Annotated in this window: 24 protein-coding genes; 8 read left to right on the forward strand and 16 right to left on the reverse strand. The window is 73.4% G+C overall.

All coding sequences use genetic code 11. The features are described from left to right. Window positions 1–78: 78 nt before the first annotated feature. The 7 genes from ptsP to CTE05_RS00775 all read right to left on the reverse strand — a co-directional run bounded on the left by ptsP (window position 79) and on the right by CTE05_RS00775 (window position 7,120). Window positions 79–1,797, reverse strand: a complete 1,719-nt coding sequence (gene ptsP / locus CTE05_RS00745; RefSeq protein ID WP_146844223.1) for a phosphoenolpyruvate--protein phosphotransferase — start codon at window positions 1,795–1,797, stop codon at window positions 79–81. Continuing rightward, the gene (locus CTE05_RS00750; RefSeq protein WP_146844224.1) at window positions 1,794–2,072 is read right to left on the reverse strand and encodes an HPr family phosphocarrier protein; all 279 of its coding nucleotides are present in this window, start codon (window positions 2,070–2,072) and stop codon (window positions 1,794–1,796) included. The genes ptsP and CTE05_RS00750 overlap by 4 nt, the downstream gene beginning before the upstream one ends. A 26-nt stretch (window positions 2,073–2,098) precedes the next feature. After that, a complete protein-coding gene (locus CTE05_RS00755) occupies window positions 2,099–3,613 on the reverse strand; it encodes a PTS fructose transporter subunit IIC (protein ID WP_146844225.1) in 1,515 nt (504 codons plus the stop codon). Beyond that, window positions 3,610–4,065, reverse strand: a complete 456-nt coding sequence (locus CTE05_RS00760) for a PTS sugar transporter subunit IIA (RefSeq protein ID WP_146844226.1) — start codon at window positions 4,063–4,065, stop codon at window positions 3,610–3,612. Before CTE05_RS00760 ends, CTE05_RS00755 begins: the two co-directional genes overlap by 4 nt. Window position 4,066: 1 nt before the next feature. Then, on the reverse strand, window positions 4,067–5,014 hold the full coding sequence (gene pfkB, locus CTE05_RS00765) for a 1-phosphofructokinase (RefSeq protein WP_146844227.1): 948 nt from the start codon (window positions 5,012–5,014) through the stop codon (window positions 4,067–4,069). Next, complete coding sequence (locus CTE05_RS00770) at window positions 5,011–5,772, reverse strand: DeoR/GlpR family DNA-binding transcription regulator (protein WP_146844229.1); 762 nt, start codon at window positions 5,770–5,772, stop codon at window positions 5,011–5,013. Before CTE05_RS00770 ends, pfkB begins: the two co-directional genes overlap by 4 nt. Before the next feature lie 223 nt (window positions 5,773–5,995). Beyond that, on the reverse strand, window positions 5,996–7,120 hold the full coding sequence (locus tag CTE05_RS00775; protein ID WP_146844230.1) for a GuaB3 family IMP dehydrogenase-related protein: 1,125 nt from the start codon (window positions 7,118–7,120) through the stop codon (window positions 5,996–5,998). 123 nt (window positions 7,121–7,243) lie between these two features. Here CTE05_RS00775 and CTE05_RS00780 point away from each other — a divergent pair, with 123 nt between their 5' ends. After that, the gene (locus CTE05_RS00780; RefSeq protein ID WP_146844231.1) at window positions 7,244–7,963 is read left to right on the forward strand and encodes an exonuclease domain-containing protein; all 720 of its coding nucleotides are present in this window, start codon (window positions 7,244–7,246) and stop codon (window positions 7,961–7,963) included. A 112-nt stretch (window positions 7,964–8,075) separates the two neighbouring features. Next, window positions 8,076–9,650 carry a helix-turn-helix domain-containing protein gene (locus CTE05_RS00785; protein WP_146844233.1) on the forward strand — a complete coding sequence of 525 codons (1,575 nt, stop codon included), beginning with the start codon at window positions 8,076–8,078 and terminating at the stop codon, window positions 9,648–9,650. 96 nt (window positions 9,651–9,746) lie between these two features. Here the strand turns inward: CTE05_RS00785 and CTE05_RS00790 are convergent, their stop codons facing one another. The 4 genes from CTE05_RS00790 to CTE05_RS00805 all read right to left on the reverse strand — a co-directional run bounded on the left by CTE05_RS00790 (window position 9,747) and on the right by CTE05_RS00805 (window position 14,043). After that, window positions 9,747–10,565: a VanZ family protein gene (locus CTE05_RS00790; RefSeq protein ID WP_186814686.1), complete on the reverse strand. Its 819-nt coding sequence runs from the start codon at window positions 10,563–10,565 to the stop codon at window positions 9,747–9,749. Window positions 10,566–10,688: 123 nt separating this feature from the next. Next, window positions 10,689–12,200: an IMP dehydrogenase gene (gene guaB, locus CTE05_RS00795; protein ID WP_146844236.1), complete on the reverse strand. Its 1,512-nt coding sequence runs from the start codon at window positions 12,198–12,200 to the stop codon at window positions 10,689–10,691. 40 nt (window positions 12,201–12,240) lie between these two features. Further along, the gene (locus CTE05_RS00800; RefSeq protein WP_443092657.1) at window positions 12,241–12,912 is read right to left on the reverse strand and encodes a helix-turn-helix transcriptional regulator; all 672 of its coding nucleotides are present in this window, start codon (window positions 12,910–12,912) and stop codon (window positions 12,241–12,243) included. A 213-nt stretch (window positions 12,913–13,125) separates the two neighbouring features. Further along, on the reverse strand, window positions 13,126–14,043 hold the full coding sequence (locus CTE05_RS00805; RefSeq protein WP_146844239.1) for a MerR family transcriptional regulator: 918 nt from the start codon (window positions 14,041–14,043) through the stop codon (window positions 13,126–13,128). 253 nt (window positions 14,044–14,296) lie between these two features. On the opposite strand from CTE05_RS00805, the gene CTE05_RS00810 reads away from it, so the two are divergent. Beyond that, window positions 14,297–14,593: a WhiB family transcriptional regulator gene (locus CTE05_RS00810; protein ID WP_146844240.1), complete on the forward strand. Its 297-nt coding sequence runs from the start codon at window positions 14,297–14,299 to the stop codon at window positions 14,591–14,593. 145 nt (window positions 14,594–14,738) lie between these two features. On the opposite strand, the gene groES is transcribed toward CTE05_RS00810, so the two are convergent. Then, on the reverse strand, window positions 14,739–15,035 hold the full coding sequence (gene groES / locus CTE05_RS00815; protein ID WP_055912235.1) for a co-chaperone GroES: 297 nt from the start codon (window positions 15,033–15,035) through the stop codon (window positions 14,739–14,741). Window positions 15,036–15,239: 204 nt separating this feature from the next. Here groES and CTE05_RS00820 point away from each other — a divergent pair, with 204 nt between their 5' ends. From CTE05_RS00820 to CTE05_RS00835, 4 genes are all read left to right on the forward strand, one after another. After that, window positions 15,240–16,421, forward strand: coding sequence for a class I SAM-dependent methyltransferase (locus tag CTE05_RS00820; RefSeq protein ID WP_146844241.1), 1,182 nt, complete (start codon window positions 15,240–15,242; stop codon window positions 16,419–16,421). After that, the gene (locus CTE05_RS00825; RefSeq protein ID WP_146844242.1) at window positions 16,421–17,569 is read left to right on the forward strand and encodes a glutamate--cysteine ligase; all 1,149 of its coding nucleotides are present in this window, start codon (window positions 16,421–16,423) and stop codon (window positions 17,567–17,569) included. Before CTE05_RS00820 ends, CTE05_RS00825 begins: the two co-directional genes overlap by 1 nt. 69 nt (window positions 17,570–17,638) lie before the next feature. Continuing rightward, window positions 17,639–17,986 carry a PadR family transcriptional regulator gene (locus tag CTE05_RS00830; RefSeq protein WP_146844243.1) on the forward strand — a complete coding sequence of 116 codons (348 nt, stop codon included), beginning with the start codon at window positions 17,639–17,641 and terminating at the stop codon, window positions 17,984–17,986. After that, entirely contained in the window at window positions 17,983–18,504 is a 522-nt protein-coding gene (locus CTE05_RS00835; RefSeq protein WP_146844244.1) for a hypothetical protein, read from the forward strand. Before CTE05_RS00830 ends, CTE05_RS00835 begins: the two co-directional genes overlap by 4 nt. Window positions 18,505–18,507: 3 nt before the next feature. On the opposite strand, the gene tsaD is transcribed toward CTE05_RS00835, so the two are convergent. Continuing rightward, window positions 18,508–19,548, reverse strand: a complete 1,041-nt coding sequence (tsaD, locus tag CTE05_RS00840; RefSeq protein ID WP_146844245.1) for a tRNA (adenosine(37)-N6)-threonylcarbamoyltransferase complex transferase subunit TsaD — start codon at window positions 19,546–19,548, stop codon at window positions 18,508–18,510. An 86-nt stretch (window positions 19,549–19,634) separates the two neighbouring features. Here tsaD and CTE05_RS00845 point away from each other — a divergent pair, with 86 nt between their 5' ends. Continuing rightward, window positions 19,635–20,276, forward strand: coding sequence for a malonic semialdehyde reductase (locus CTE05_RS00845; protein ID WP_146844246.1), 642 nt, complete (start codon window positions 19,635–19,637; stop codon window positions 20,274–20,276). Between the two features lie 7 nt (window positions 20,277–20,283). On the opposite strand, the gene CTE05_RS00850 is transcribed toward CTE05_RS00845, so the two are convergent. Genes CTE05_RS00850 through tsaB form a run of 3 tightly spaced genes read right to left on the reverse strand, consistent with a single transcriptional unit; the run spans window position 20,284 to window position 22,291 of the window. Next, complete coding sequence (locus CTE05_RS00850; protein WP_146844247.1) at window positions 20,284–21,108, reverse strand: sulfurtransferase; 825 nt, start codon at window positions 21,106–21,108, stop codon at window positions 20,284–20,286. Next, complete coding sequence (gene rimI / locus CTE05_RS00855) at window positions 21,105–21,575, reverse strand: ribosomal protein S18-alanine N-acetyltransferase (RefSeq protein WP_146844248.1); 471 nt, start codon at window positions 21,573–21,575, stop codon at window positions 21,105–21,107. Before rimI ends, CTE05_RS00850 begins: the two co-directional genes overlap by 4 nt. Next, window positions 21,572–22,291 (reverse strand): tRNA (adenosine(37)-N6)-threonylcarbamoyltransferase complex dimerization subunit type 1 TsaB, encoded by a 720-nt coding sequence (gene tsaB, locus CTE05_RS00860; RefSeq protein ID WP_146844249.1) that lies wholly within the window; start codon window positions 22,289–22,291, stop codon window positions 21,572–21,574. Before tsaB ends, rimI begins: the two co-directional genes overlap by 4 nt. Window positions 22,292–22,294: the final 3 nt, after the last annotated feature.

Here is a 22,294-nt window from a genome sequence, read left to right on the forward strand (position 1 = left end):
TTCCGCGCGCGGACCGTCCCGGCCTGTCGCGTTCACCCGTGAGGTGCGGAGCGACCGCCCCGCGCCGGGCTGGTGGGCCTACACGCCCAACGTCTCCCGCACGTCCGCGTGCAGCAGGCCGACGACCGCGCTCCGCCCCTCGGCCGCCGACGGTGCCGCGAGCGCGGCGGCCGCCATCGTGGCGCACTCGGCGGTGGTGTGGTGCCGCAGGGCGTACCGGACCGCGGGGACGGCCCCGGCGGACATCGACAGGCTGGTCACGCCGAGCCCGACGAGCACCAGCGCGAGCACCGGGTCCGACGCGGACTCCCCGCACACGCCGACGGGCTTGCGCGCCTGCTGCCCCGCGCGGGCCGTGGCGTCGACGAGGTCGAGGACGGCCGGCTGCCACGGGTCGAGCAGGTCGGCGAGCTCGCCGCGCAGGCGGTCGGTCGCCATCGTGTACTGCGCGAGGTCGTTGGTGCCCAGGGAGACGAAGTCCACCTCGGCGAGGATCTCCTGGGCGCGCAGGGCGGCGGCGGGCACCTCGATCATCACGCCCACGGTCGCGACGCCGGCGGCGCGTGCCCGTCGCGCGAACTCCCGCGCCTCGGCCGCGGTGGCGATCATCGGCGCCATCACCCAGGGCGTGGTCCCCGTCGCGGTCTGGGCGTGCGCGAGGGCCTCGAGCTGGGTGTCCAGGAGCTCGGGGTGCGTCCGCACCAGGCGGTAGCCGCGCACGCCGAGCGCCGGGTTCTCCTCGTCGGGCTGCGTCGCGAACGCGAGCGGCTTGTCCGCACCGGCGTCGAGCGTGCGCACGACGACCTTGCGGTCGCCGAACGAGCGCAGCACCCGCGTGTAGACGGCCGCCTGGGCCTCCTGCGACGGTGCGGCGGTGCTCTCCAGGAACAGCACCTCCGTCCGGAACAGTCCCACTCCCTCGACGCCCCCTCCGGCGACGCGGGCGGCGTCCTCGGCGGTGCCGATGTTGGCCAGCAGCGCGACCGCACGACCGTCGGCGGTGGCTCCGGGAGCCGTGTCGGACTCCAGCGTCCGCTCGACGGTCGCCCGCCGCTCGAGCTCGGCACGCTGGTCCTCGGACGGGTCGACCGTGACCGTGCCGTCGGCCGCGTCGACGGCCACGTCGGCACCGTCCGCGAGCGCGGTGGCACCGGCGACCCGGACGATGCACGGCAGCCCGAGCTGTCCCGCGATGATCGCCGTGTGACCGGTGGGACCGCCCAGCTCGGTGACGATGGCGAGCACGTTGGCCAGGTCGAGGGCGGCGGTGTCGGCGGGGGCGAGATCCTTGGCGACGATCACGGACGGGCGTTCCAGCGAGGGGACGCCCGGCGCGGGCAGGCCCATCGCGGCCGCGACCACCCGGTCACGGACCGAGCGCAGGTCGGTGACGCGTTCCGCGAGGTACCCGCCGGCCTGCTCGAACATCGTCGCGAACATCTCGACGATCCCGTCGATCGCACCGACGACGGGCTCCCCCGCGTCGATGCGGGCGAGCACCTGGGTGCGCAGCGCGCGGTCGTCGGCCATCTGCGCGGTGGCGGCGAGGACGTCCTTCACCGTGCCGGTGGACCGACCCGACTGCTCCCGCAGCCGGGCGGCGACGTCGGCGAACGCCTGCTCGACGTGGGCGTGCGCGGTGGCGACGTCCGCGGGGACGCCGTCGACCAGCAGAGGGGCGTCCGCGGCGACGTGCGGCGCGGGCCGGACCTGGGCGACCGGCCCGACGACGGCCCGGCGCCCGACCCCCACGCCCTGGAGGACGTGACCGACGGCGGCCGTGCTCGCGGCACTCATGACGCCTCCTCCGCGTCGAGGTCGGTCGCCAGGAGGTCCACCAGCGAGTCGAGCGCGGCGTCGGCCCCCTCGCCCTCGGCGGTCAGGGTGACCTCCTCGCCGCTCGGCACGCCGAGCGACATGACGAACAGGATGCTGCCGGCGTCGACCGGCTCCCCGCCCGGGCGGGCGATGGTGACGGGCAGCCCGGTCTCGGCGACGGCCTGCGTGAAGAGCATGGCGGGGCGGGCGTGCAGGCCGACGCGGGAGGCGACGGCGACGGTGCGCTGCGGCATGGGACTTCTCCGATCGAGGGTCAGGGTCAGGCGGCGGTGGAGACGAGCGCTTGGGCGTCGGCGGCCTGCTCGGCCTTGACGATCTCGTTGGGCTTGGCGCTCTTGAGGGCGACCACGAGGCCCGCGGTGACGACCATGCCGACGGCGACGGCCATGACGAAGCCGAGCGGGTTCGAGATGAGCGGCAGCACCCAGATGCCGCCGTGCGGGGCGCGGACGCCGGAGCCGGCCGCCATGACGATCGCCCCGGTGACGCTCGAGCCGACGAGCGAGGACACGATGACGCGCCACGGGTCGGCGGCCGCGAAGGGGATGGCCCCCTCGGAGATGAACGACAGGCCCAGCAGCCACGCGGCCTTGCCGTTCTCCTGCTCGGCGTGCGTGAACAGCTTCTTGCGCACGGTCGACGCCAGCGCCATGGCCAGCGGGGCCACCATGCCGGCGGCCATGACCGCGGCCATGATCTGGTACTGCACGGCGTCGGCGCCGATGCCCTCGGTGGCCAGGCCGGTGACCGCGAACGTGTAGGCGACCTTGTTGATCGGACCCCCGAGGTCGAAGCCCATCATCGCGCCGAGCAGGGCGCCGAGCAGGACGAGGTTGGCGCCGGACAGGCCGTTCAACCAGTCGCTCAGGCCGGTCATGAGGCTCGCGATCGGCTGCCCGATGATGAGGAACATCACGAGCCCGACGACGAAGGTCGACAGCAGCGGGATCACCACGACGGGCATCACGCCACGGACGCCCTTCGGCACCTTCCAGCGGCTGATCCACAGGGCGAGGAACCCGGCCATGAAGCCGGTGACCAGGCCACCGAGGAAGCCGGCGCCGACGGCGACGGAGATCGCGCCACCGACGAAGCCGGGCACCAGGCCAGGCCGGTCGGCGATCGCGTAGGCGATGAACCCGGAGAGCACCGGGACGAGGAACCCGAAGGCGACGACACCCGTCTGGAAGAGCAGCGCCGCCCAGTCCATCCCGACGGTCGCGTTGAAGTCGTTCAGCAGGTGCGAGACCGGGATCGCCGTGACCTCGATGACACCCTCGGAGCCGCCCGCGAACTGGGCGACCATGAACCCGAGGGCGATGAGGATCCCGCCGGCGGCGACGAACGGGATCATGTACGAGACACCCGTCATCAGCCACTGCCGGATCCGGGTGCCGACCCCGGCGTTCCGGTCGACCTTCGTCACCGGAGCTGCCGCAGGTGCAGCCGGGCCGCCTGCGGGCACGCCCGCCTCGACGGCGGCGACGGCGGCCGCGATGACGCCCGGGGCGTCGTGCACGGCCTTCTTCACACCGACGTCGACGAACGGCTTGCCGGCGAACCGGTCCTTGTCCTTGACCTCGAGGTCGGCGGCGTAGATGACCCCGTCGGCCGCGGCGATGATCGCCGGGTCGAGCGGCGTCGAGCCCGCGGCCCCCTGGGTCTCGACGTGGACCTCGTGCCCGGCGGCCTTGCCGGCCTGCTCGAGCGCCTCGGCGGCCATGTAGGTGTGGGCGATGCCCGTGGGGCAGGAGGAGACGGCGACGAGCTTCATGAGGGGACCACCTCTCGGGTGACGATCTCGGCGACCGTCTCGGCGTCGGGGGCGTCCTTGAGGGACGTGCGGAACGACTCGTGGACGAGGCGGCGCGCGAGCGCCGCGAGGATCTTGAGGTGGTCGCCGTCGCCCGCGTCCGGGGCGGCGATGAGGAACACCAGGGTGGCGGGGCCGTCGGGGGCGCCGAAGTCGACGCCGGCGGCGACCTTGCCCACCGCGAGGCTGGGCACGGTCACGTGGCTCGACCGGGCGTGCGGCAGGCCGATGCCGCCGGGCATGCCGGTGGCCATCTGCGCCTCGCGGGCACGCACGTCGGCGTGGAACCCGTCGGCGTCGGTCACGCGACCGGCGGCGAAGAGGAGGTCGATCAGCTGGCGGGTCGCGTCGTCGCGGTCCGTGGCGACGAGGTCGACGGCGACCAGGTCCGGGGTGATCAGCGGGGTGCTCACGTCACAGCTCCTTGAGGGCGAGTCGGGGATCGGGGTTCTCCACGACCCGGACGGCGTCCAGGTCGATGTCGGTGGGGTCGGGGACGGCGGTACCGGGCAGCAGGACCGCCGCGCGGCCGAAGGCGACCGCGGTCCGCAGGCGGTCGCCGGGCGACCCGTCCGCGGTGAGAAAGCCGGCGAGGGTCGAGTCCCCCGCGCCGACGGTGGACAGCGGGACGAGCGGCGGCCCGCCCGCCCACCACACGCCGTCGGCGAGCACGAGCAGCGCGCCGTGGGCGCCGAGGCTCACCAGGACCGCCCGCGTGCACGCCGCGATGACCTCGCGGGCGGCGTCGACGACGTCCCCCACGGTCGTGAGCTCGCGCCCGACGAGCTCGGCGAGCTCCTCGTCGTTGGGCTTGACGAGGGTGAGACCCCCCTGGCGGACGGCTCGGGTCAGCGGCACCCCGGAGGTGTCCAGGATGAACGGCACGCCGTACCGGGCCGCGAGACCGGCGACCTGCACGAAGAACGTCTCCGGCGCGCCGAGCGGCAGGCTGCCCGCGCAGACCAGCGCACCGGGCTGCGTCCGGAGCTGCGTCTCGAGCGCGGCGAGCAGCGCGTCGACCTCGTCGGGCGTCAGCCGCGGGCCGGGGGCGTTGATCTTGGTGGTCACGCCCGAGCTCTCGACGATCGTGAGGTTGCTGCGGGTCTGGTCGGCGAGCGGGACGGCGAGCGTCGGGACGTCGATCTCGGCGAGCATCTCGACCAGGCGCGCACCGTCGGCACCACCGGTCGGCAGCACCGCGAGCGTGGGGACGCCGTGCCGGACGAGCACCCGGGAGACGTTGATGCCCTTGCCGCCGGGGTGCAGGTGCCCGCCGTGGGCGCGGTTGACCTCGCCCACCTCCAGGCGGTCGACCTCGAGCGCCCGGTCCAGGCTGGGGTTCGGCGTCAGCGTGACGATCATGCGGTCACCACCCGCGGGCCGGCGGCCTCGAGCTCCTCGACGAGCTCCGGCTCGACCCCGCTGTCGGTGATGATCGTGTCCACCTGGGACAGCGGCACGACGTGCGCGAACTCGACGCGGCCGATCTTGGAGTGGTCCGTGAGCACCACGGTGCGTCGCGCGTTGGCGACGAGCGCCCGCTTGACGGCGGCCTCCGCGAGGTCCGGGGTGGTCAGGCCGTGCTCGACGCTGAGCCCGTTGGTGCCGAGGAACGCGACGTCGGCGTGGATGTCGGCGAGCTCGCGCTCCGCCCAGGACCCGACGGCGGCGAGCGTCCGGCCGCGCACGGTGCCGCCGACGAGGTGGAGCGTGAGGTTCGGCCGCATCGCCAGCACCATCGCCACGGGCAACGCGTGGGTCACCACGGTGAGCTCACGGTCCGACGGGAGGAGCTCCGCGAGCCGGACGGTCGTCGTACCGGCGTCGAGGATGACGGCGCCGCCGTCGGGCAGCTCGTCGAGAGCGGCCTTGGCCACCCGCTCCTTCTCGCCGGCGAACCTGGTCTCGCGGTCCGCGACGCCGGGCTCGAAGCCGAGCCGCTCGACGGGGATCGCGCCGCCGTGCACCCGACGGACGAGGCCGTGGCGCTCGAGCACCGTGAGGTCGCGGCGGATGGTCTCCGGGGTGACGTCGAGGTCCTCGGCCAGCCGGTTGACGTCGACCCTGCCCTCGGCGCGAGCCGTGGCGAGGATCTGCTGGTGCCGCTCGGGTGCGTACACATCGACTCCGTCGTCCTGCGCGCCGGCCCTGACTCCGGCGTCCACTTCGTCCAGAGTGCGCCCCGTCACACGCCGATGTCAAGCGATACGGACATATTCGGCGGTAATCAAATGTTGATTCGGGCATCACTCCTGGTCACAAGTCCGCGTCCCACACGATCAGACACACGAAGACGCCCGGGTGCGCCCGTTTCGGGGCGCCACCGGGCGTCGTCGGAAAGGATCAGTGCGGCTGGTACGGGCTCACGACCACCTCGACGCGCTGGAACTCCTTGAGGTCGGAGTACCCGGTCGTCGCCATCGCGCGACGGAGCGCCCCGACGAGGTTGAGCGTGCCGTCCGCGGTGTGCCCCGGACCGAACAGGATCTGCTCCAGCGAGCCGGCGGTGCCGACCTCGACCCGCTCGCCGCGCGGCAGCTCCGCGTGGTGCGCCTCGGGCCCCCAGTGCCAGCCGCGGCCGGGTGCCTCGGTCGCCCGGGCGAGCGCCGCACCGAGCATGACCGCGTCCGCACCGCACGCGACCGCCTTGACCAGGTCCCCCGAACGGCCCACACCACCGTCGGCGATGACGTGCACGTACCGTCCGCCGGACTCGTCGAGGTAGTCCCGCCGCGCCGCGGCCACGTCGGCCACCGCCGACGCCATCGGCGCGTGGATGCCGAGCGACAGCCGGGTCGTGTGCGCGGCGCCACCGCCGAAGCCGACGAGGACGCCCGCCGCGCCGGTGCGCATGAGGTGCAGCGCCGCGGTGTACGTCGAGGCCCCGCCGACGATGACCGGGACGTCGAGCTCGTAGATGAACCGCTTGAGGTTGAGCGGCTCCACGCGGCCGGAGACATGCTCCGCCGAGACCGTGGTGCCACGGATGACGAACAGGTCGACGCCGGCGTCGACCACGGTGCGCCAGAACTCGTTCGTGCGCTGCGGCGAGAGGGCACCGGCCACCGTGACCCCGGCGGCGCGGATCTCCTTGAGGCGGGCGGTGATCAGCTCCGGCTGGATCGGCGCCGCGTAGATCTCCTGCATCCGCGCGGTGGCGCGGGCGCTGTCGAACGTCGCGATCTCCGCGAGCAGGGGCGTCGGGTCCTCGTACCGCGTCCACAGCCCCTCGAGGTCCAGGACGCCGAGGCCGCCGGCCTGGCCGAGCGCGACCGCCGTGGCGGGGCTCATCACCGAGTCCATGGGGGCCGCGATGATCGGCAGGTCGAAGTGGTAGGCGTCGATCTGCCAGCCGACCGAGACCTCTTGGGGGTCACGGGTCCGCCGCGACGGGACGACCGCGACGTCGTCGAAGGAGTAGGCGCGGCGTCCGCGCTTGCCGCGGCCGATCTCGATCTCGTTGCTCACCGGGCAAGGCTACCGGGGTGCGGCACCGGTCCCCGATCCCGCGGCACGCGGAGCACGTTCCGCGGCGATGTCGGACGTCGGTGCGACTCTGGTCGCAGCACCACACCGAAGGAGCACCGCGAGATGAGCTGGACGGACGGGCCGCTGCTCGGCTTCGACACCGAGACCACGGGCGTCGACGTCGACCACGACCGCATCGTCACCGCCGCCCTGGTCCGTCGCGACGCCAGCGGCACCCACGTCCGCAGCTGGCTGATCGACCCCGGCATCCCCATCCCCGACGCGGCCGCCGCCATCCACGGGGTCAGCACCGAGCACGCGCGCACGCACGGCCGCCCGCCGCGCGAGGCCCTGGAGGAGATCGCCACCGACCTGGCCGAGGCCCTGCGCACCGGCGTCCCGGTCGTCGCGTACAACGCGTCGTTCGACCTGTGCCTGCTCGACGCCGAGCTGCGGCGGCACCGCCTCCGGACGCTGCCCGACCGGCTGTGCAGCGACGCGCGCCCGGTGATCGACCCGCTCGTGCTCGACCGCGCGGAGGACCGGCTCCGGGAGGGCAAGCGCAAGCTCGTGGACCTCTGCGGCTACTACCAGGTCGTCGAGTCCGGGACCCTGCACACTGCCGACGTCGACGTCGTCGCCACGCTCGACGTGCTGGAGCGGATCGTCGGGCGGTTCCCGCACCTCGCCTCGCTCGACCTCGACACCCTGCACGAGTACCAGTCGACGGCGCACCAGGCGTGGGCCGAGAGCTTCAACGCGTGGCGCGCCGAGCAGGGCTTCGACGGCCCGGGGGCGTCCGACGTCTGGCCCACGCGGGAGCCTGTCGGCACGCTCTGGTGAGACGCACGTCATATCGCGGCTGAGTTCCCCAGCGTGCACCGTGACGGATCCGACCGATTCGATGCCTCGGCACCGGCTGGCAATATCTCATCCATGAGATAACGTCATCGCCATGACGACGACCACCCTTCCGGTCCCGACGAGCACCGGGTCCTTCCCGGTCATCCAGGACCCGCTCGCCCACGTCGGCTCCCTGGTCCGCTCGGCCCGCCAGCACCGCGGCCTCACCCAGGCCCAGCTCGCGGAGCGCCTCGCGACGAGCCAGTCCGCCATCCACCGCATCGAGCAGGGCGCCCAGAACGTCAGCCTCGAGATGCTGACCCGCATCGGCGCCGCGCTGGACTCCCCCATCGTCACGCTCGGCGGCCCCCAGCGCACCCACCTGCGCGTGCAGGGCGGCCAGACGCTGAGCGGCCGGATCGACGTCAACACCAGCAAGAACGGCGCCGTCGCCCTGCTCTGCGCGTCGCTGCTCAACCGCGGAACCACCCGGCTGCGCAACGTCGCCCGCATCGTCGAGGTCGACCGGATCGTCGAGGTCCTGCGCTCGATCGGGGTCCGCGCGGTGTGGTCCCCCGACGGCCGGGACCTGGAGATCGTCGTCCCGCGGCACCTCGACCTGGACGCCATCGACGTCGACGCCGCCCGCCGCACCCGGTCGATCATCATGTTCCTCGGGCCGCTCCTCGGGCTCGAGGACGAGTTCCGCCTCCCCTACGCGGGCGGCTGCGACCTCGGCACCCGGACCGTCGAGCCGCACCTCATCGGCCTGCGCCCCTTCGGCCTGGACGTCACCGCGACCGCCGGCGACTACCACGCGCTCGTCGCCCGAGCCGGAGCGCAGGACCTCTCGATCGTGCTGACCGAGCGCGGCGACACCGTCACGGAGAACGTCATCATGGCCGCAGCAGGCCGCGAGGGCGTCACCACCATCCGCAACGCGAGCCCCAACTACATGGTCCAGGACCTGTGCTTCTACCTCGAGCTGCTCGGGGTGCGCATCGACGGCATCGGCACGACGACCCTGCGCGTGCACGGCCTGGCTGCCATCGACGCGGACGTCGAGTACGCGGTGTCCGAGGACCCGGTCGAGGCGATGAGCCTGCTCACCGCCGGCATCGTCACCGGCTCCGAGATCACCGTCGGCCGCGTGCCCATCGAGTTCATGGAGATCGAGCTCGCCACCCTCGCCGAGATGGGCCTGCGCTACACGCTCTCCGAGGAGTACGCCGCTGCCAACGGCCGCACCCGCCTGGTCGACGTGACGGTCCACCCGAGCGACCTGCGCGCCCCGATCGACAAGATCCACCCGATGCCGTTCCCCGGGCTGAACATCGACAACCTGCCGTTCTTCGTCGCCATCGCCGCGTGCGCCGAGGGCTCCACCCTGGTGCACGACTGGGTCTACGAGGGCCGCGCGATCCACCTGACCGACCTCACCCGGCTCGGCGCCGACGTCCGGCTCCTCGACGCCCACCGGCTCCAGGTCAGCGGCCCCACGCACTGGTCCGGCGCCGAGGTCTCCTGCCCGCCCGCGCTGCGCCCCGCGGTCGTCATCCTGCTCGGGATGCTCGCCGCCAAGGGCACGTCCGTGCTGCGCGACGTCGACATCATCGCCCGCGGCTACGAGCAGCTCCAGGACCGCCTGGTCGAGCTCGGCGCGCAGATCGAGACGTTCCGCGACTAGCCCTCTCGCGGCGGCCGTCCGCGTCGGCCAGGTGGGCGCGCAGGTCCGCCGTCGTGCGGGCGTACGCGTCCGCCGGCGCCAGCACGGACCACACCCCTAGCGACGGACGGCCCACACCAGCACGCGGGACCCGTCGACGGCGTGCAGCTCGACCGTCTGGCCGCCGACGCCCTCCGTCAGCACGTCACCGGGCAGGGCCGTCCCGACCTCCCAGGTGCCGTCGGACCGCTCGTAGGTCAGTGCTGAGCCTGGCCCGGCGTCCGACGGCACCGACGCGGTCCCGCCGTCGGCCTGCAGGCACACCGACCCGTCGCTGCCCGCGTACGCGCTGGCGCCGCCCGGCAACGAGGTGACCGTGCCGGCGGGCGGCTCGTCGCACGCGTACACGACCGCGTAGGTGTGAGTGGTCAGGGTCGAGGCGACCGCCCAGCCGACGAGCAGCGCGGCCAGCCCGCCGGTCACCAGCCGCCGGGCCGGCGGCAGTGCGGGGCGGCGCACGATCGCCAGCACGACGCCCGTCAGGGCCAGTCCGAGCAGACCGCCGACCGTGTTGAGCAGCACGTCGTTGACGTCGAACGCACGCCACGCCCATCCCACCGACGCCGACACGAGCAGCTGCACCGTCTCGATCAGGAACGTCACGCCGACGCACGCGAGCACGAGCGCCTCGTACCGCCAGCGGACGACCAGCGGCAGGAGGACCCCGAACGGGATCGTCATGAGGACGTTGCGCTGCGCCTCCCACCCGCCGAGCAGGTCCGGCCGTTCCAGCGTGAGGTCGTACCTGGCACCGTCGCCGCGCTCGACCTGCCCGAACGGCAGGGGCAGGAAGGCTGCACCGGCGAGCACGACGAGGTAGAGCACGAATGCCACGGTGGCCGCGCGGCGCAGGACGGGATCGGGCTGAGCGTTCACCGCTCCAGCCTCGCCGCCGCACCCGGAGCAGCGCGTCCGCCGACGGCCCGACCGCACGTCAGACCGTGGTCGTACCCTCGTCGACGGACTGTCGTGCGGTCGACGAGATCGTCGGGACGCGGCTCAGCGGCCGGTGTAGTTCGGCGCCTCCACCGTCATCTGGATGTCGTGCGGGTGGGACTCCTTGAGCCCTGCCGCGGTGATCCGGATGAACTGGCCGCGGTCCTGCAGCTGCGGAATCGTGTGCGCGCCGACGTAGAACATCGACTGGTGCAGCCCGCCGATGAGCTGGTGCGCGACGGCGGACAGGGGGCCGCGGTACGGCACCTGGCCCTCGATGCCCTCGGGGACGATCTTCTCGTCGGACGACACGTCGGCCTGGAAGTACCGGTCCTTGGAGTAGGAGATCCGGCCGCGGGACGCCATCGCGCCGAGCGAGCCCATCCCGCGGTAGTGCTTGAACTGCTTGCCGTTGACGAACACGAGCTCGCCGGGAGACTCGTCGCAGCCGGCCAGCAGCGAGCCGAGCATCACGGTGTCGGCGCCGGCGACCAGGGCCTTGGCGATGTCCCCGGAGTACTGGAGCCCACCGTCGCCGATGACCGGGACGCCGGCGGGCTTGCAGGCGCGGGCAGCGTCGTAGATGGCGGTGACCTGCGGCACCCCGACGCCGGCGACGACGCGGGTGGTGCAGATGGAGCCGGGTCCGACGCCCACCTTGACGGCGTCGACACCCGCGTCGACCAGCGCCTGAGCGCCAGGGGTCGTCGCGACGTTGCCGCCGATGACCTGCACGTGGCGGGTCGACGGGTCGGACTTGAGCTTGCGGACCATGTCGAGCATGAGGCGAGCGTGGCCGTTCGCGGTGTCGACGACGAGCGCGTCGACACCCGCGTCGACCAGCGCGGTGGCCCGCTCCCAGGCGTCGCCGAAGAACCCGATCGCGGCGCCGACGACGAGCCGGCCCTCGCTGTCCTTCGTCGCGTCCGGGTACTGCTCCGACTTCACGAAGTCCTTGACGGTGATGAGCCCGCGCAGGATCCCGGCGTCGTCGACCAGCGGGAGCTTCTCGATCTTGTGCTTGGCCAGCAGCGCCGCGGCGTCGTCGCGCGCGATGCCGACGGGGGCGGTGACCAGGGGCATCGGCGTCATGATGTCGCGGACGCGGCGCGTCTCGAAGTCCCCCGGCGGGACGAAGCGCAGGTCGCGGTTCGTGATGATGCCGAGCAGCAGGCCGTTCTCCGCGATGACCGGCAGCCCCGAGACCCGGTAGATGCCGCACAGGTGGTCCAGCTCCGCGAGCGTCGCGTCGGGCGACACGGTGACCGGGTCGGTGATCATGCCGGACTCGGAGCGCTTCACCAGGTCGACCTGGTGGGCCTGGTCCTCGATGGACAGGTTGCGGTGCAGGATCCCGATGCCGCCCTGGCGCGCCATGGCGATGGCCATGCGCGACTCGGTGACGGTGTCCATCGCGGCGGACAGCAGCGGGACGCGCACGGTGATCTCGCGCGTCAGGCGCGAGGACGTGTCCACCTCGCTGGGGATGACGTCGGTCTCCCCCGGCAGGAGGAGCACGTCGTCGTAGGTGAGCCCGATGCGGGCGAACGGGTCGGCAGGCGAGTGCTCCGTCATCCGGCAAGGATACGCGGGCGCGCGCGTGCTGAGGTCCCGCCTACTGGATCAGGCCCCGACGCAGGCCGATGGCGACCGCTTGGGCGCGGTCGTTCGCGCCGAGCTTGCGGAACAGCCGGCGCGCGTGGGTCTTGACGGTGTCCTCGGACAGGTAGAGCTCGGCACCGATCTGGGCGTTCGACCGGCCGTGGCTCATGCCGGTGAGCACCTCGATCTCCCGCTTGGTCAGCGGGACCCCGGGGATCGCGCCCGTCGTGGGCACCCCCACAGGTGCGCCGTTCGCGTCGGGCGCGGTGACCGCAGGGTTGCCGTTCGACGGGGTGCGCAGGTCGCTGGCCCGGAAGCTGCCCTGGCTGGGCACGTCGACGGACGGCCGCGACGAGGGCTGGACGGGGAGCACCGGGCTGGCCAGCACGTGCGCGGCCACCGCGGAGAGCTCGGCGCGGCCGACGTCGGGTGCGAGGAACCCACGTGCGCCCAGGGCGAGCGCCCGGTCGAGCGCGACGGTGTCGTCCGGCAGGGCGAGCAGCACGATCGCGGCCGACGGCGCCACCGCGCGCAGCCGGCGGATCGCCTCGATCGCGCCGGGCGCTGCGAGGTGCGCGTCGAGCAGCACGACCGTCGGCGGCATCCGCCGCGCGAGGCTCAGCAGCTCGTCGACGGTGGACGCCGCTCGCACCGGTCCGAGCGCGGGCACCCCGATGGAGGTCACGACAAGTCGCTCCCGAACGACCGCCGAGCCGTGACAGACCACGACTCCCGCCATGTTGTTTCCCCTCTCGGGCCCCGTGCGGGCCACCCTGAGTCCTATCGGCCGAGGATCACGCTGAAGTTAGCCGGAGAGTCGAACCGCACTCTCCGTGGGCGGGGCTTCGTCCGCCTGTGCGTCACCTGGGTGGAATGTCACCCCCGCTCGGCGGAGATCTCACCCGTCCACGCCCGCGGTCGCGACGGCGAGAACCTCGTGCAGCAGGCCGGTGAACGTCCTCGCCCGGTGCACGGAGCGACCTAGCGGGACCGCTCCCGCCGCCCGGTCCGGCACCATCACGAACTGCGGCAGGTCCGGCTGCTCGCGGGCCAGCCGGTCCACCACCTCGAGGTCGACGTCGACGCGCTCCCCCAGCGTGACGACGGCCCGCGCGCGGGTCATCGCGGTGAGCTCGACCGCGTGGTGGGGGCCCACGGGGCCGCCGACGATGCGTGCGTCGACCCCCTGCGCCGCCAGCGCCCCGGCGAGGACGTGGGCGACCAGCGGCCGGGCCTCGCGTGCGGCGACCAGGACGAGGACGACCGGCCGGCGTCCGGCGCCGAGCGGGACGGGCCGGTCCCGGAGGGCGGCGAGCACCCCGGCGTGGACCGCGAACGTCGCGTCGACGCCGGGCAGGTCGACGACGGTGCGCCGGGCGAGGGCGGCGAGGACCGGCTCGACCAGGCTCGTCCACCAGTGCACGACGTCCGTGCTCCCGTCGAGCGCGAGCAGGCGCGCGCACCGCGCGACGTCCCCCGCGAGCGCGGCGTCGACGACGGCGGTCGGCGTGGTGGGCGACGCGTCGTCCGTGGACGCGACAGGACCGGCGACCACGTCGGTCGCGAGCGCGATCCGCGCGGACTCGACCGGCGCGACGCCGTCGAGCGTGAGCCGCCGCATGATCAGCAACCGCTCGACGTCGGTGGCGGAGTACCGGCGGTGGGCGCCCGCGGAGTGCTCGGACGGCCCGAGCCCGTACCGGCGGTCCCAGGTGCGCAGCGTCGCGGGGGCCACCCCGAGGCGGCGGGCGACGGCCGCGACGGCGAGCGCGGGCGTCGGCGCGGCCGCCGGTTCGTCGTCGTCGCGCGTCACCATGGCGCGATTCTGCCAGGCCGCCACGATTCGGCCCGATCTACGCGTGTCGGCGCCGACACGCCGACCTGCGGCAACATCCGCAATCGCGCCATCGCACGAATGTGTGACACACCCTTGAACAACTTCTGGCGCGGTTGTAACGTCCTCCCCAACGCGTCACCCCCGGTGGACACCACCGGACATCCGTGTTCACAACTTTTTCGGTGCATCCGCCACCGCGGCATCGCACCAGAGCGACTCAGGAGGAACACACATGGCCGAGATCTCGCGCCTCCCCGGACCGGTGATGGACCTGTGGGAGTGGCAGTTCGACGGTGCCTGCCGTGACGAGGACCAGGACCTGTTCTTCCACCCCGAGGGCGAGCGGGGATCCGCCCGCCGCCGCCGCGCCGAGGCCGCCAAGGCCATCTGCGCGACCTGCCCGGTCATCAAGGAGTGCCTCAAGCAGTCGCTCGCCGTGCGTGAGCCGTACGGCGTCTGGGGCGGCCTCTCCGAGGACGAGCGCGCCGCCGTCCTCGCCGAGCGTGGCCGCGCCAGCCGCGTCGGCTGACCCACCGCTTCTCCCAGAGCCCCTCACCCCGTCGGCACGATCGGGGAGAGGGGCTCTGGCACGTCCGCACCCACCGACGCGGAAGGCCCCCACGGCAGCTGCCGTGGGGGCCTTCCGAGCGAGCGGGGCGCGGGCGCCCCTCAGCTCACTTGACGACGATCGCGAGGATGTCGCGGGCGGAGAGGATGAGGTACTCCTCGCCCGAGTACTTGACCTCGGTGCCGCCGTACTTCGAGTAGATGACCTTGTCGCCGACGGCGACGTCGAGCGGGATCCGGTTGCCGTTGTCGTCGACACGGCCGGGTCCGACCGCCAGGACCTCGCCCTCCTGGGGCTTCTCCTTGGCGCTGTCCGGGATGACGAGACCAGAAGCGGTCGTCGTCTCTGCCTCGAGCGTCTTGACGACGATCCGGTCCTCGAGGGGCTTGATGGAGACCGACACAGCGGACCTCCCCTTCGCATGTGAGTAGTTCTCTGAGGTTCGTGCGCGCTCGTCGACCACGTCGTCGCGGGTGCCGTGGCCTGGAGCGCAGCTGGCACACTCACCGGGAGAGTGCCAGCCATCACTCTAGGAACCGGTTAGCACTCGGTCAAGGCGAGTGCCAACGGGCGGTTCCGCACGGCCCCTGCGTGCGAGGATCGCGACATGGACCGCGACGGCATCGCCCAACTCCTCAGCCCCGCCGGCTGGGCCCTGCTGTCGGCCCTGCCGCCGTACGACGAGAGCCGCACGCTCGCCCTCTCCGAGCGCATGCGCGACGAGGGGATCGATCCCGCACTCGTGGCTGCCGCGCTCACCCAGTCGCGCCTGCGCGCCAAGGCCGCCGGGAAGTTCGGGACGTTCGCGGCCGGCATGCTCTTCACGGCGGCCGGGCTCGAGCAGGCCACACGGCTCAGCGTCGCGGCGCACCACGCCCGCCGGTTCCGCGACGCTGGCAGCACGCGGGTCGCGGACCTGACCAGCGGCATCGGGGCCGACGCGATGGCCTTCGCGGGCATCGGCCTGCGGGTGCTGGCGACGGACGTCGACGAGGCCACCGCCGCGATCGCGACCGTCAACCTGCGGCACTTCCCCGACGCCGAGGTGCGCCACGGGGACGGGCTCGCGCTCGACCTCGAGGCGGAGGGCGTCGACGGCGTCTACGCGGACCCGGCGCGCCGGACGTCGTCGGGGAGCCGCGTGTTCGACCCGACCGCCTACGAGCCGTCGCTCGACGCGGTGCTCGCGGTCCGCGACCGGGTGCCCGCGCTCGGGCTCAAGCTGGGTCCCGGCATCCCGCACTCGGCCCTGCCCACCGACGCCCAGGCGCAGTGGGTCTCGGTGGACGGCGACGTCGTCGAGGTCGGCCTCTGGTTCGGCCCCCTGGCACCGGAGGGGCCGGGACGCTCGGCGCTCGTGCTGCGCGACGGCGAGGCGCACGTGGTCCAGCAGACGTCCGAGGAGCGACCCCCGACGGGCCCCCTCGGCGGGTACCTGTACGAGCCGGACGGTGCGGTGATCCGCGCCGGGCTCGTCGGGGAGACCGCCGCGCAGGTGCACGGCCGCCTGCTGGACGCCACCATCGCCTACGTGACCTCGGACGCCCTGACCGCCGTCCCGACGGCGACCGCCTACCGGGTGCTCGACGTCATGCCGTTCGGCCTGAAGCGGCTCCGCACGTACCTGCGAGGACGCGACGTGGGCAAGCTGACCATCAAGAAGCGCGGCACGGCGGTCGTCCCGGAGCAGCTGCGGCGTCAGCTCGACCTGCGGGGCAGCGCCACGGCGACAATCATCCTCACGCGCGTGGCGGGCAGCCAGCAGGTGCTCGTGGTGGAGCCCGTCTGATGGCCGCGCCGGTCACCCTCCCGTTCGGGCGCTCCGAGCGGTCCACCGTGGGCATCGAGTGGGAGGTCGCCCTCGTCGACGCCGACTCCGGGGACCTGCGCCAGGCGGCCGAGGCCATCCTCGCGGCGGTCCGGCCCGCCGGGGGCGGCGAGCACCCGCTGATCACCCAGGAGCTGCTGCTCAACACCGTCGAGATCCGGTCGGGCAAGTGCCGCACGATCGGCGAGGCGACCGCCGACCTGCAGCGCGCGCTCGACGAGGTCGAGTCGGTGGCGACGCCGCTGCGCATCGAGCTCATGGGCGGCGCGACGCACCCGTTCGCCAACTGGGCGCAGCAGAAGGTCACCGACAAGCAGCGGTACGCGACCCTCATCGACCGGACGCAGTGGTGGGGCCGGCAGATGCTCATCTACGGCGTGCACGTGCACGTCGGCATCGAGGACCGCGCCAAGGTGCTGCCGCTGTCCCGGGCGATGCTCACGGTGTTCGCGCACATCCAGTCGCTGTCGGCGTCGTCGCCGTTCTGGGGCGGCCGGGACACCGGCTACGCCTCGAACCGCGCGCTGCTCTTCCAGCAGCTGCCGACCGCGGGTCTGCCGTTCGCGTTCGAGGACTGGTCCCAGCTCGAGCAGTACGTCGGCGACATGATGCACACTGGCGTCATCGACCAGTTCGACGAGGTCCGCTGGGACGTCCGCCCGTCGCCGCGGTTCGGCACCCTGGAGATGCGCATCGCCGACGGCGCCTCCAACCTGCTCGAGGTCGCGGCGATCTCCGCCCTCACCCACTGCTTCGTCGAGCACTTCTCCTCGATGCTCGACCGCGGCGAGACCCTGCCGACGCTGCCGCCGTGGTTCGCACAGGAGAACAAGTGGCGCTCCGCGCGCTACGGCATGGACGCGATCATCATCACGAACGCGGCCGGTGACGAGGAGCTGGTGACCGATGCGGTCGGTCGCTGGCTGGTCGAGCTCGCGCCCGTGGCCGAGCGGCTGGGCTGCGCGGCCGAGCTCGAGCAGGTGCGGGTCATCCTGCGCCGCGGCGCCTCCTACCAGCGGCAGCGGGCGGTCGCGCGGCGCCATGCGGGCGAGCTGGACGCAGTGGTCCGGTCTCTCGTGGCCGAGCTCAAGGCCGGCCGCCCCCTGTAAGCACCCCCGTCGTGAATCCGACGTCGCCTACTACTTGTTTATACCTAATAGCAGGCATAGCCTGAACGCATGGACGAGCCCCGCGACCCGCAGCTCCTCAAAGGAGTGCTCCCGATGCTGGTGCTCGCCCTGCTCACCGAACGCGAGTCCTACGGCTACGAGCTGGTGACCAGGCTGCACGAGAGCGGCCTCGACGACCTGAGCGCCGGGACCCTCTACCCCGTCCTCAACCGCCTCGAGCGCGACGGGCAGATCTCGTCCCGCCTCGTCGCCTCCTCCGCGGGCCCGGCCCGCAAGTACTACCTCCCCACCGACACGGGTGCGGAGCAGCTGTGGAGCACGGCCCGCGCCTGGCAGCAGCTGGCCGTCACGGTCGACCACCTGCTCGCCCGCGCCACCCCGAAGGAGACGTCATGACCTCGACACGCGACACCCTGGTCCGGGAGCTCTACCTGATGCGGTTCAGCTGGGCCATGCAGGACTTCCCGAAGGACAAGCAGGTGGTCCGCGAGCTCCGCTCCGAGATCGACGTGGCGGCGTCCGAGGTCGGCATGCGCCAGGCGGTCGCGGACCTCGGCCACCCGCGGGTGCTCGCCGACGGCTACCTGAGCGAGCTCCGCCGGCCGGTGCCGCGCTGGACCACCGGAGCGGTCTGGGGCGCGCTGGCCGTCGGCGCCGTGGCGTACCTGGCCGTCGCGTACGCCATCGGGACGATGGACACGATCGGGCAGATGGGCGGCGGCACGCTCGAGCGCGCGTTCCTCGGCGCGACGACCACGTTCACCCACGACGACGACGCGATGTCCGTCGCCTCGACGTTCACCTGGCAGGTCCTCGTGTTCTACGCGTGCGTGTTCACGGTGCCGTTCCTGCTGGGTGCGCGCGTGTGGCGCGCCTGGGCCAAGGCACCCGTCGGGCGGCCCGTCGCAGCCTGACGGTCAGACGAGGACCTGGGTCAGCGGCATCGAGGAGTCGACGGGCAGGTCCAGCGACGACGGCGGCAGGCCGCGGCGCACGACCGCCGAGCCGAGCGCCGCGATCATCGCGCCGTTGTCGGTGCAGTAGCGGATCGGCGGGATGCGCAGCGTGATGCCGGCCTCGGCACACCGCTTCGCGGCCATGTCCCGCAGCTGCGAGTTCGCGGAGAACCCGCCGCCGACCACCAGCGTGTCCACACCGTGCGCGCGGCAGGCGGCGATCGTCTTGGCGGTCAGCACGTCGGCGACAGCCTCGGCGAAGGAGGCGGCGACGTCCGGCAGCGGCACCTCCTGACCGGAGTCCTGCCGCGCCTCGACCCACCGCGCGACGGCGGTCTTCAGCCCGGAGAACGAGAAGTCGGCGGCGTGCGCGGCCTGGTCCTTCGCGGCGGTGAGGCCGCGCGGGAAGCGGATCGCCGCCGGGTTCCCCTCCCGCGCCAGGCGGTCGATGTGCGGGCCGCCCGGGTAGGGCAGCCCCAGCAGCCGGCCGACCTTGTCGAACGCCTCCCCCGCGGCGTCGTCGAGCGTCGAGCCGAGCTCCGTGACGCGCACCGTGTCGTCGAGGAGGAGCAGCGACGAGTGACCGCCGGAGACGACGAGCGCCATGACCCGCTCGGGGAACGCGCCGTCGACGAGCTCGTCGACGACCGCGTGACCGATCACGTGGTTGACGCCGTACAGCGGCTTGTCGAGGGCGAGCGCGAGCGCCTTGGCGGCGGAGGCTCCGACGGTCAGGGGGCCGACGAGCCCGGGGCCGGCCGTGACCGCGATCGCGTCGACCGCGCCGAGGGAGACGTTGGCGGTGGCCAGCGCCCGCTCGATCGTCGGCACCATGGCCTCGAGGTGGGCGCGTGACGCGATCTCCGGGATGATCCCGCCGAACCGCGCGTGCTCGTCGACCGAGCTGGCGACGGCGTCGACCAGCAGGTCGTAGCCGCGCACGAGGGCGACGCCGGTCTCGTCGCACGAGGTCTCGATCCCGAGGACGAGGGGGTCTGCCATGCGCCCAGGATAGGCGGGCGCGACGCTGTGACGATCGCCACCCCACTCCCCGGAACATCGGCGAGTGGTTGATGCTTCAACCACTCATGACCACTGACATCACCGTCCTCGACGGCCTCGACTTCCCGACGCCCGGACTGGCCGTCGCGGACGACGTCGCCGACCTCCTCTTCCGCGAGGCGCGCACCGCCGCCACGTTCACCCCCGACGAGGTCAGCGACGAGCAGATCGCCGCCGTCTACGACCTGGTCAAGTGGGGCCCGACCGCCCTCAACACGATCCCCCTGCGCCTCCTGGTCGTCCGCACGCCCGAGGCCCGTCAGCGCCTCGCCGCGCACATGAGCGAGGGCAACCGCGACCGCGTCCTGGCCGCCCCCGTCTCGCTCGTCCTGGCGGCCGACACCGGCTTCCACACCCACATCCCGACCCTCGCGCCGCACATGGCCGCACTCGCCGACGCGCTCGAGGGCCAGCCCGAGCAGCGCGAGTCGATGGCTCGCACCAACGCACTCATCCAGGCCGGGTACCTGATCGTGGGCCTGCGCGCAGCCGGCCTGGCGGCGGGCCCGATGGGCGGCATGGACACCGACGCCATCGACCAGGAGTTCTTCGCCGACAACGGCTGGAAGTCGCTCCTCGTCGTCAACGTCGGGCACGTCGAGGGCGCCGGGACGCACCGGCCGCGCGCCGAGCGGCTCGGCTACGCGCAGGCGTCGCTGACCGTCTGACCCGCCCCTACGCCGTCCCGGTCGCGACCGGCCGGGACGGGTCGTTCGACCACTGCGACCACGAGCCCGGGTACAGCGCGGCCTCGACACCGATCGACGCCAGCGCGGCGACCTCGTGCGCGGCCGTGACGCCGGACCCGCAGTACACCGCGACCGGCCCCACGAGCGACGCGAACCGCTCCCGCAGGGCGGCGTCGGACAGGAACGCGCCGTCGGGCCCGAGGTTCCCGGCCGTGGGCACCGAGCGCGCGCCGGGGATGTGGCCCGCGCGGGGGTCGACGGGCTCGACGTCACCGGCGTACCGCTCGGCCGCGCGCGCGTCGAGCAGCGAGCCGTCCCACGCGGCCGCCTGGTCGGCGTCAATCGTCGCGAGCGACCCCGGCTCCAGGACGACGTCCCCGGGCTCCGGCGTCACGGACCCCGCCTCGAGCGGCAGCCCGGCAGCGGACCAGGCGGCGAGGCCGCCGTCGAGCAGCCGCACGTCGCGCACGCCCGCCCAGCGCAGCAGCCACCACGCGCGGGCTGCGGACGTCCCGCCGACCGCGTCGTACGCGACGACGGGCCGATCGGCCGTGACGCCCCACCGGCGAGCGGCGGCCTCCAACGCGGCGAGGTCGGGCAGCGGGTGCCGGCCCTCGAGCGGGGACGCCGGCGCGGCCAGCTCGGTCTCCAGGTCCACGAACACGGCGCCCGGCAGGTGCCCCTCGAGGTAGCGGTCGTGACCGTCCGTCTGCCCCAGCGCCCAGCGCACGTCGAGCAGGACCGGCGGGTCGCCGCCGACCAGGGCCGCGTGCAGCGCGACGGCGTCCACGATGACCGCGTCCCTCGTCATCCGGCCTCCTCCTGACCACGCAAGTCCAGCCGCATGGTCCACGCGTCGATGTTCCCCGGCTGGTAGTACCCCCGGCGCTTGCCGAGCCGTTCGAAGCCGACGCTCTCGTACAGGTGCAGCGCGGCGAGGTTGTCCACCCGCACCTCGAGGAGCACGACGGCCGCGCCGACCTCCCGGGCCCGGTCCAGCAGGTTCGCGAGCATCAGCCGGCCCAGACCTTGCCCCTGGAAGCGCTCGTCCGTGCCGATCGTCATCACCTGCGCGTCGAACCCGTCGAACCACAGCCCCGCGTACCCGACGAGCTCTCCGCCGACCGTCGCTCCCACGTACCACCGGCCGGGGCCGACGATCTCCGCGGCGAGGCTCTCGGGGGACCAGGCGGCCGGGCCGAACAGCTCGACCTCCATGCGCTCCAGGGCGGGCAGGTCCGCGGGAGTCAGGGCGCGGACCTCGACCTCCGAGCTCATCCCAGCACGCGCTTGCGCGCGGCCTGCGGCACCGCGTCGGGCCGGCGCAGGTAGAGCGGCTCGGTACCGAGCGCCTGTCCGCTCGCCAGCCGGTCCAGCGCCAGTCGCGCCAGCTCGGCCGGGTCGGGGTCGAGGAGGGCCGGCGCGTCGAGGTCGGGGCGGGCGCCGGCTCTCCCGACGTCAGGGCGGTCGGCGAGCACGTCGGCGTAGAGCAGCGCCCCGCGTCCCACGGCGAGCGCCCCGCGCGTGCGGGCGTCGGCAGCCACGTCGGCGGCTGCGGCGACCTCCGGCGCGACGAGCACCTCGATCCGTCCCGTCTCGACGAGCCGGTACAGCGACCAGTACACCTCGCGCCGTCGCGCGTCCGTGGCGACGAGCACGTCCGTCCCCGCGGGCAGGACGCGCGACGCCCGCAGCGCCACGGCGTCGAGGCTCGGGACCCCGTGCGTCGGGATGCCGAGCGCCAGCGCGAGGGTCCGCGCGGTGACGAGCCCGACGCGCAGCCCGGTGAAGGGCGCGGGGCCGGTGCCGACCACGACGGACGTGAGGTCGCGCCGGTCCACCCCCGCATCGGCGAGGACGGCCGCGATCATCGGGGTGAGCAGCTCCGCGTGGTGCCGCTGCTGCGCGTCGGAGCGCTCGGCCAGCAGGGCGCCGGCGTCGTCGGTGAGGGCCACCGCGACCGCGGCGGAGGTGTCGAGGGCGAGGACGGGCACGAG

This window comes from Cellulomonas terrae (assembly GCF_007990265.1).
GTDB lineage: Bacteria > Actinomycetota > Actinomycetes > Actinomycetales > Cellulomonadaceae > Cellulomonas > Cellulomonas terrae.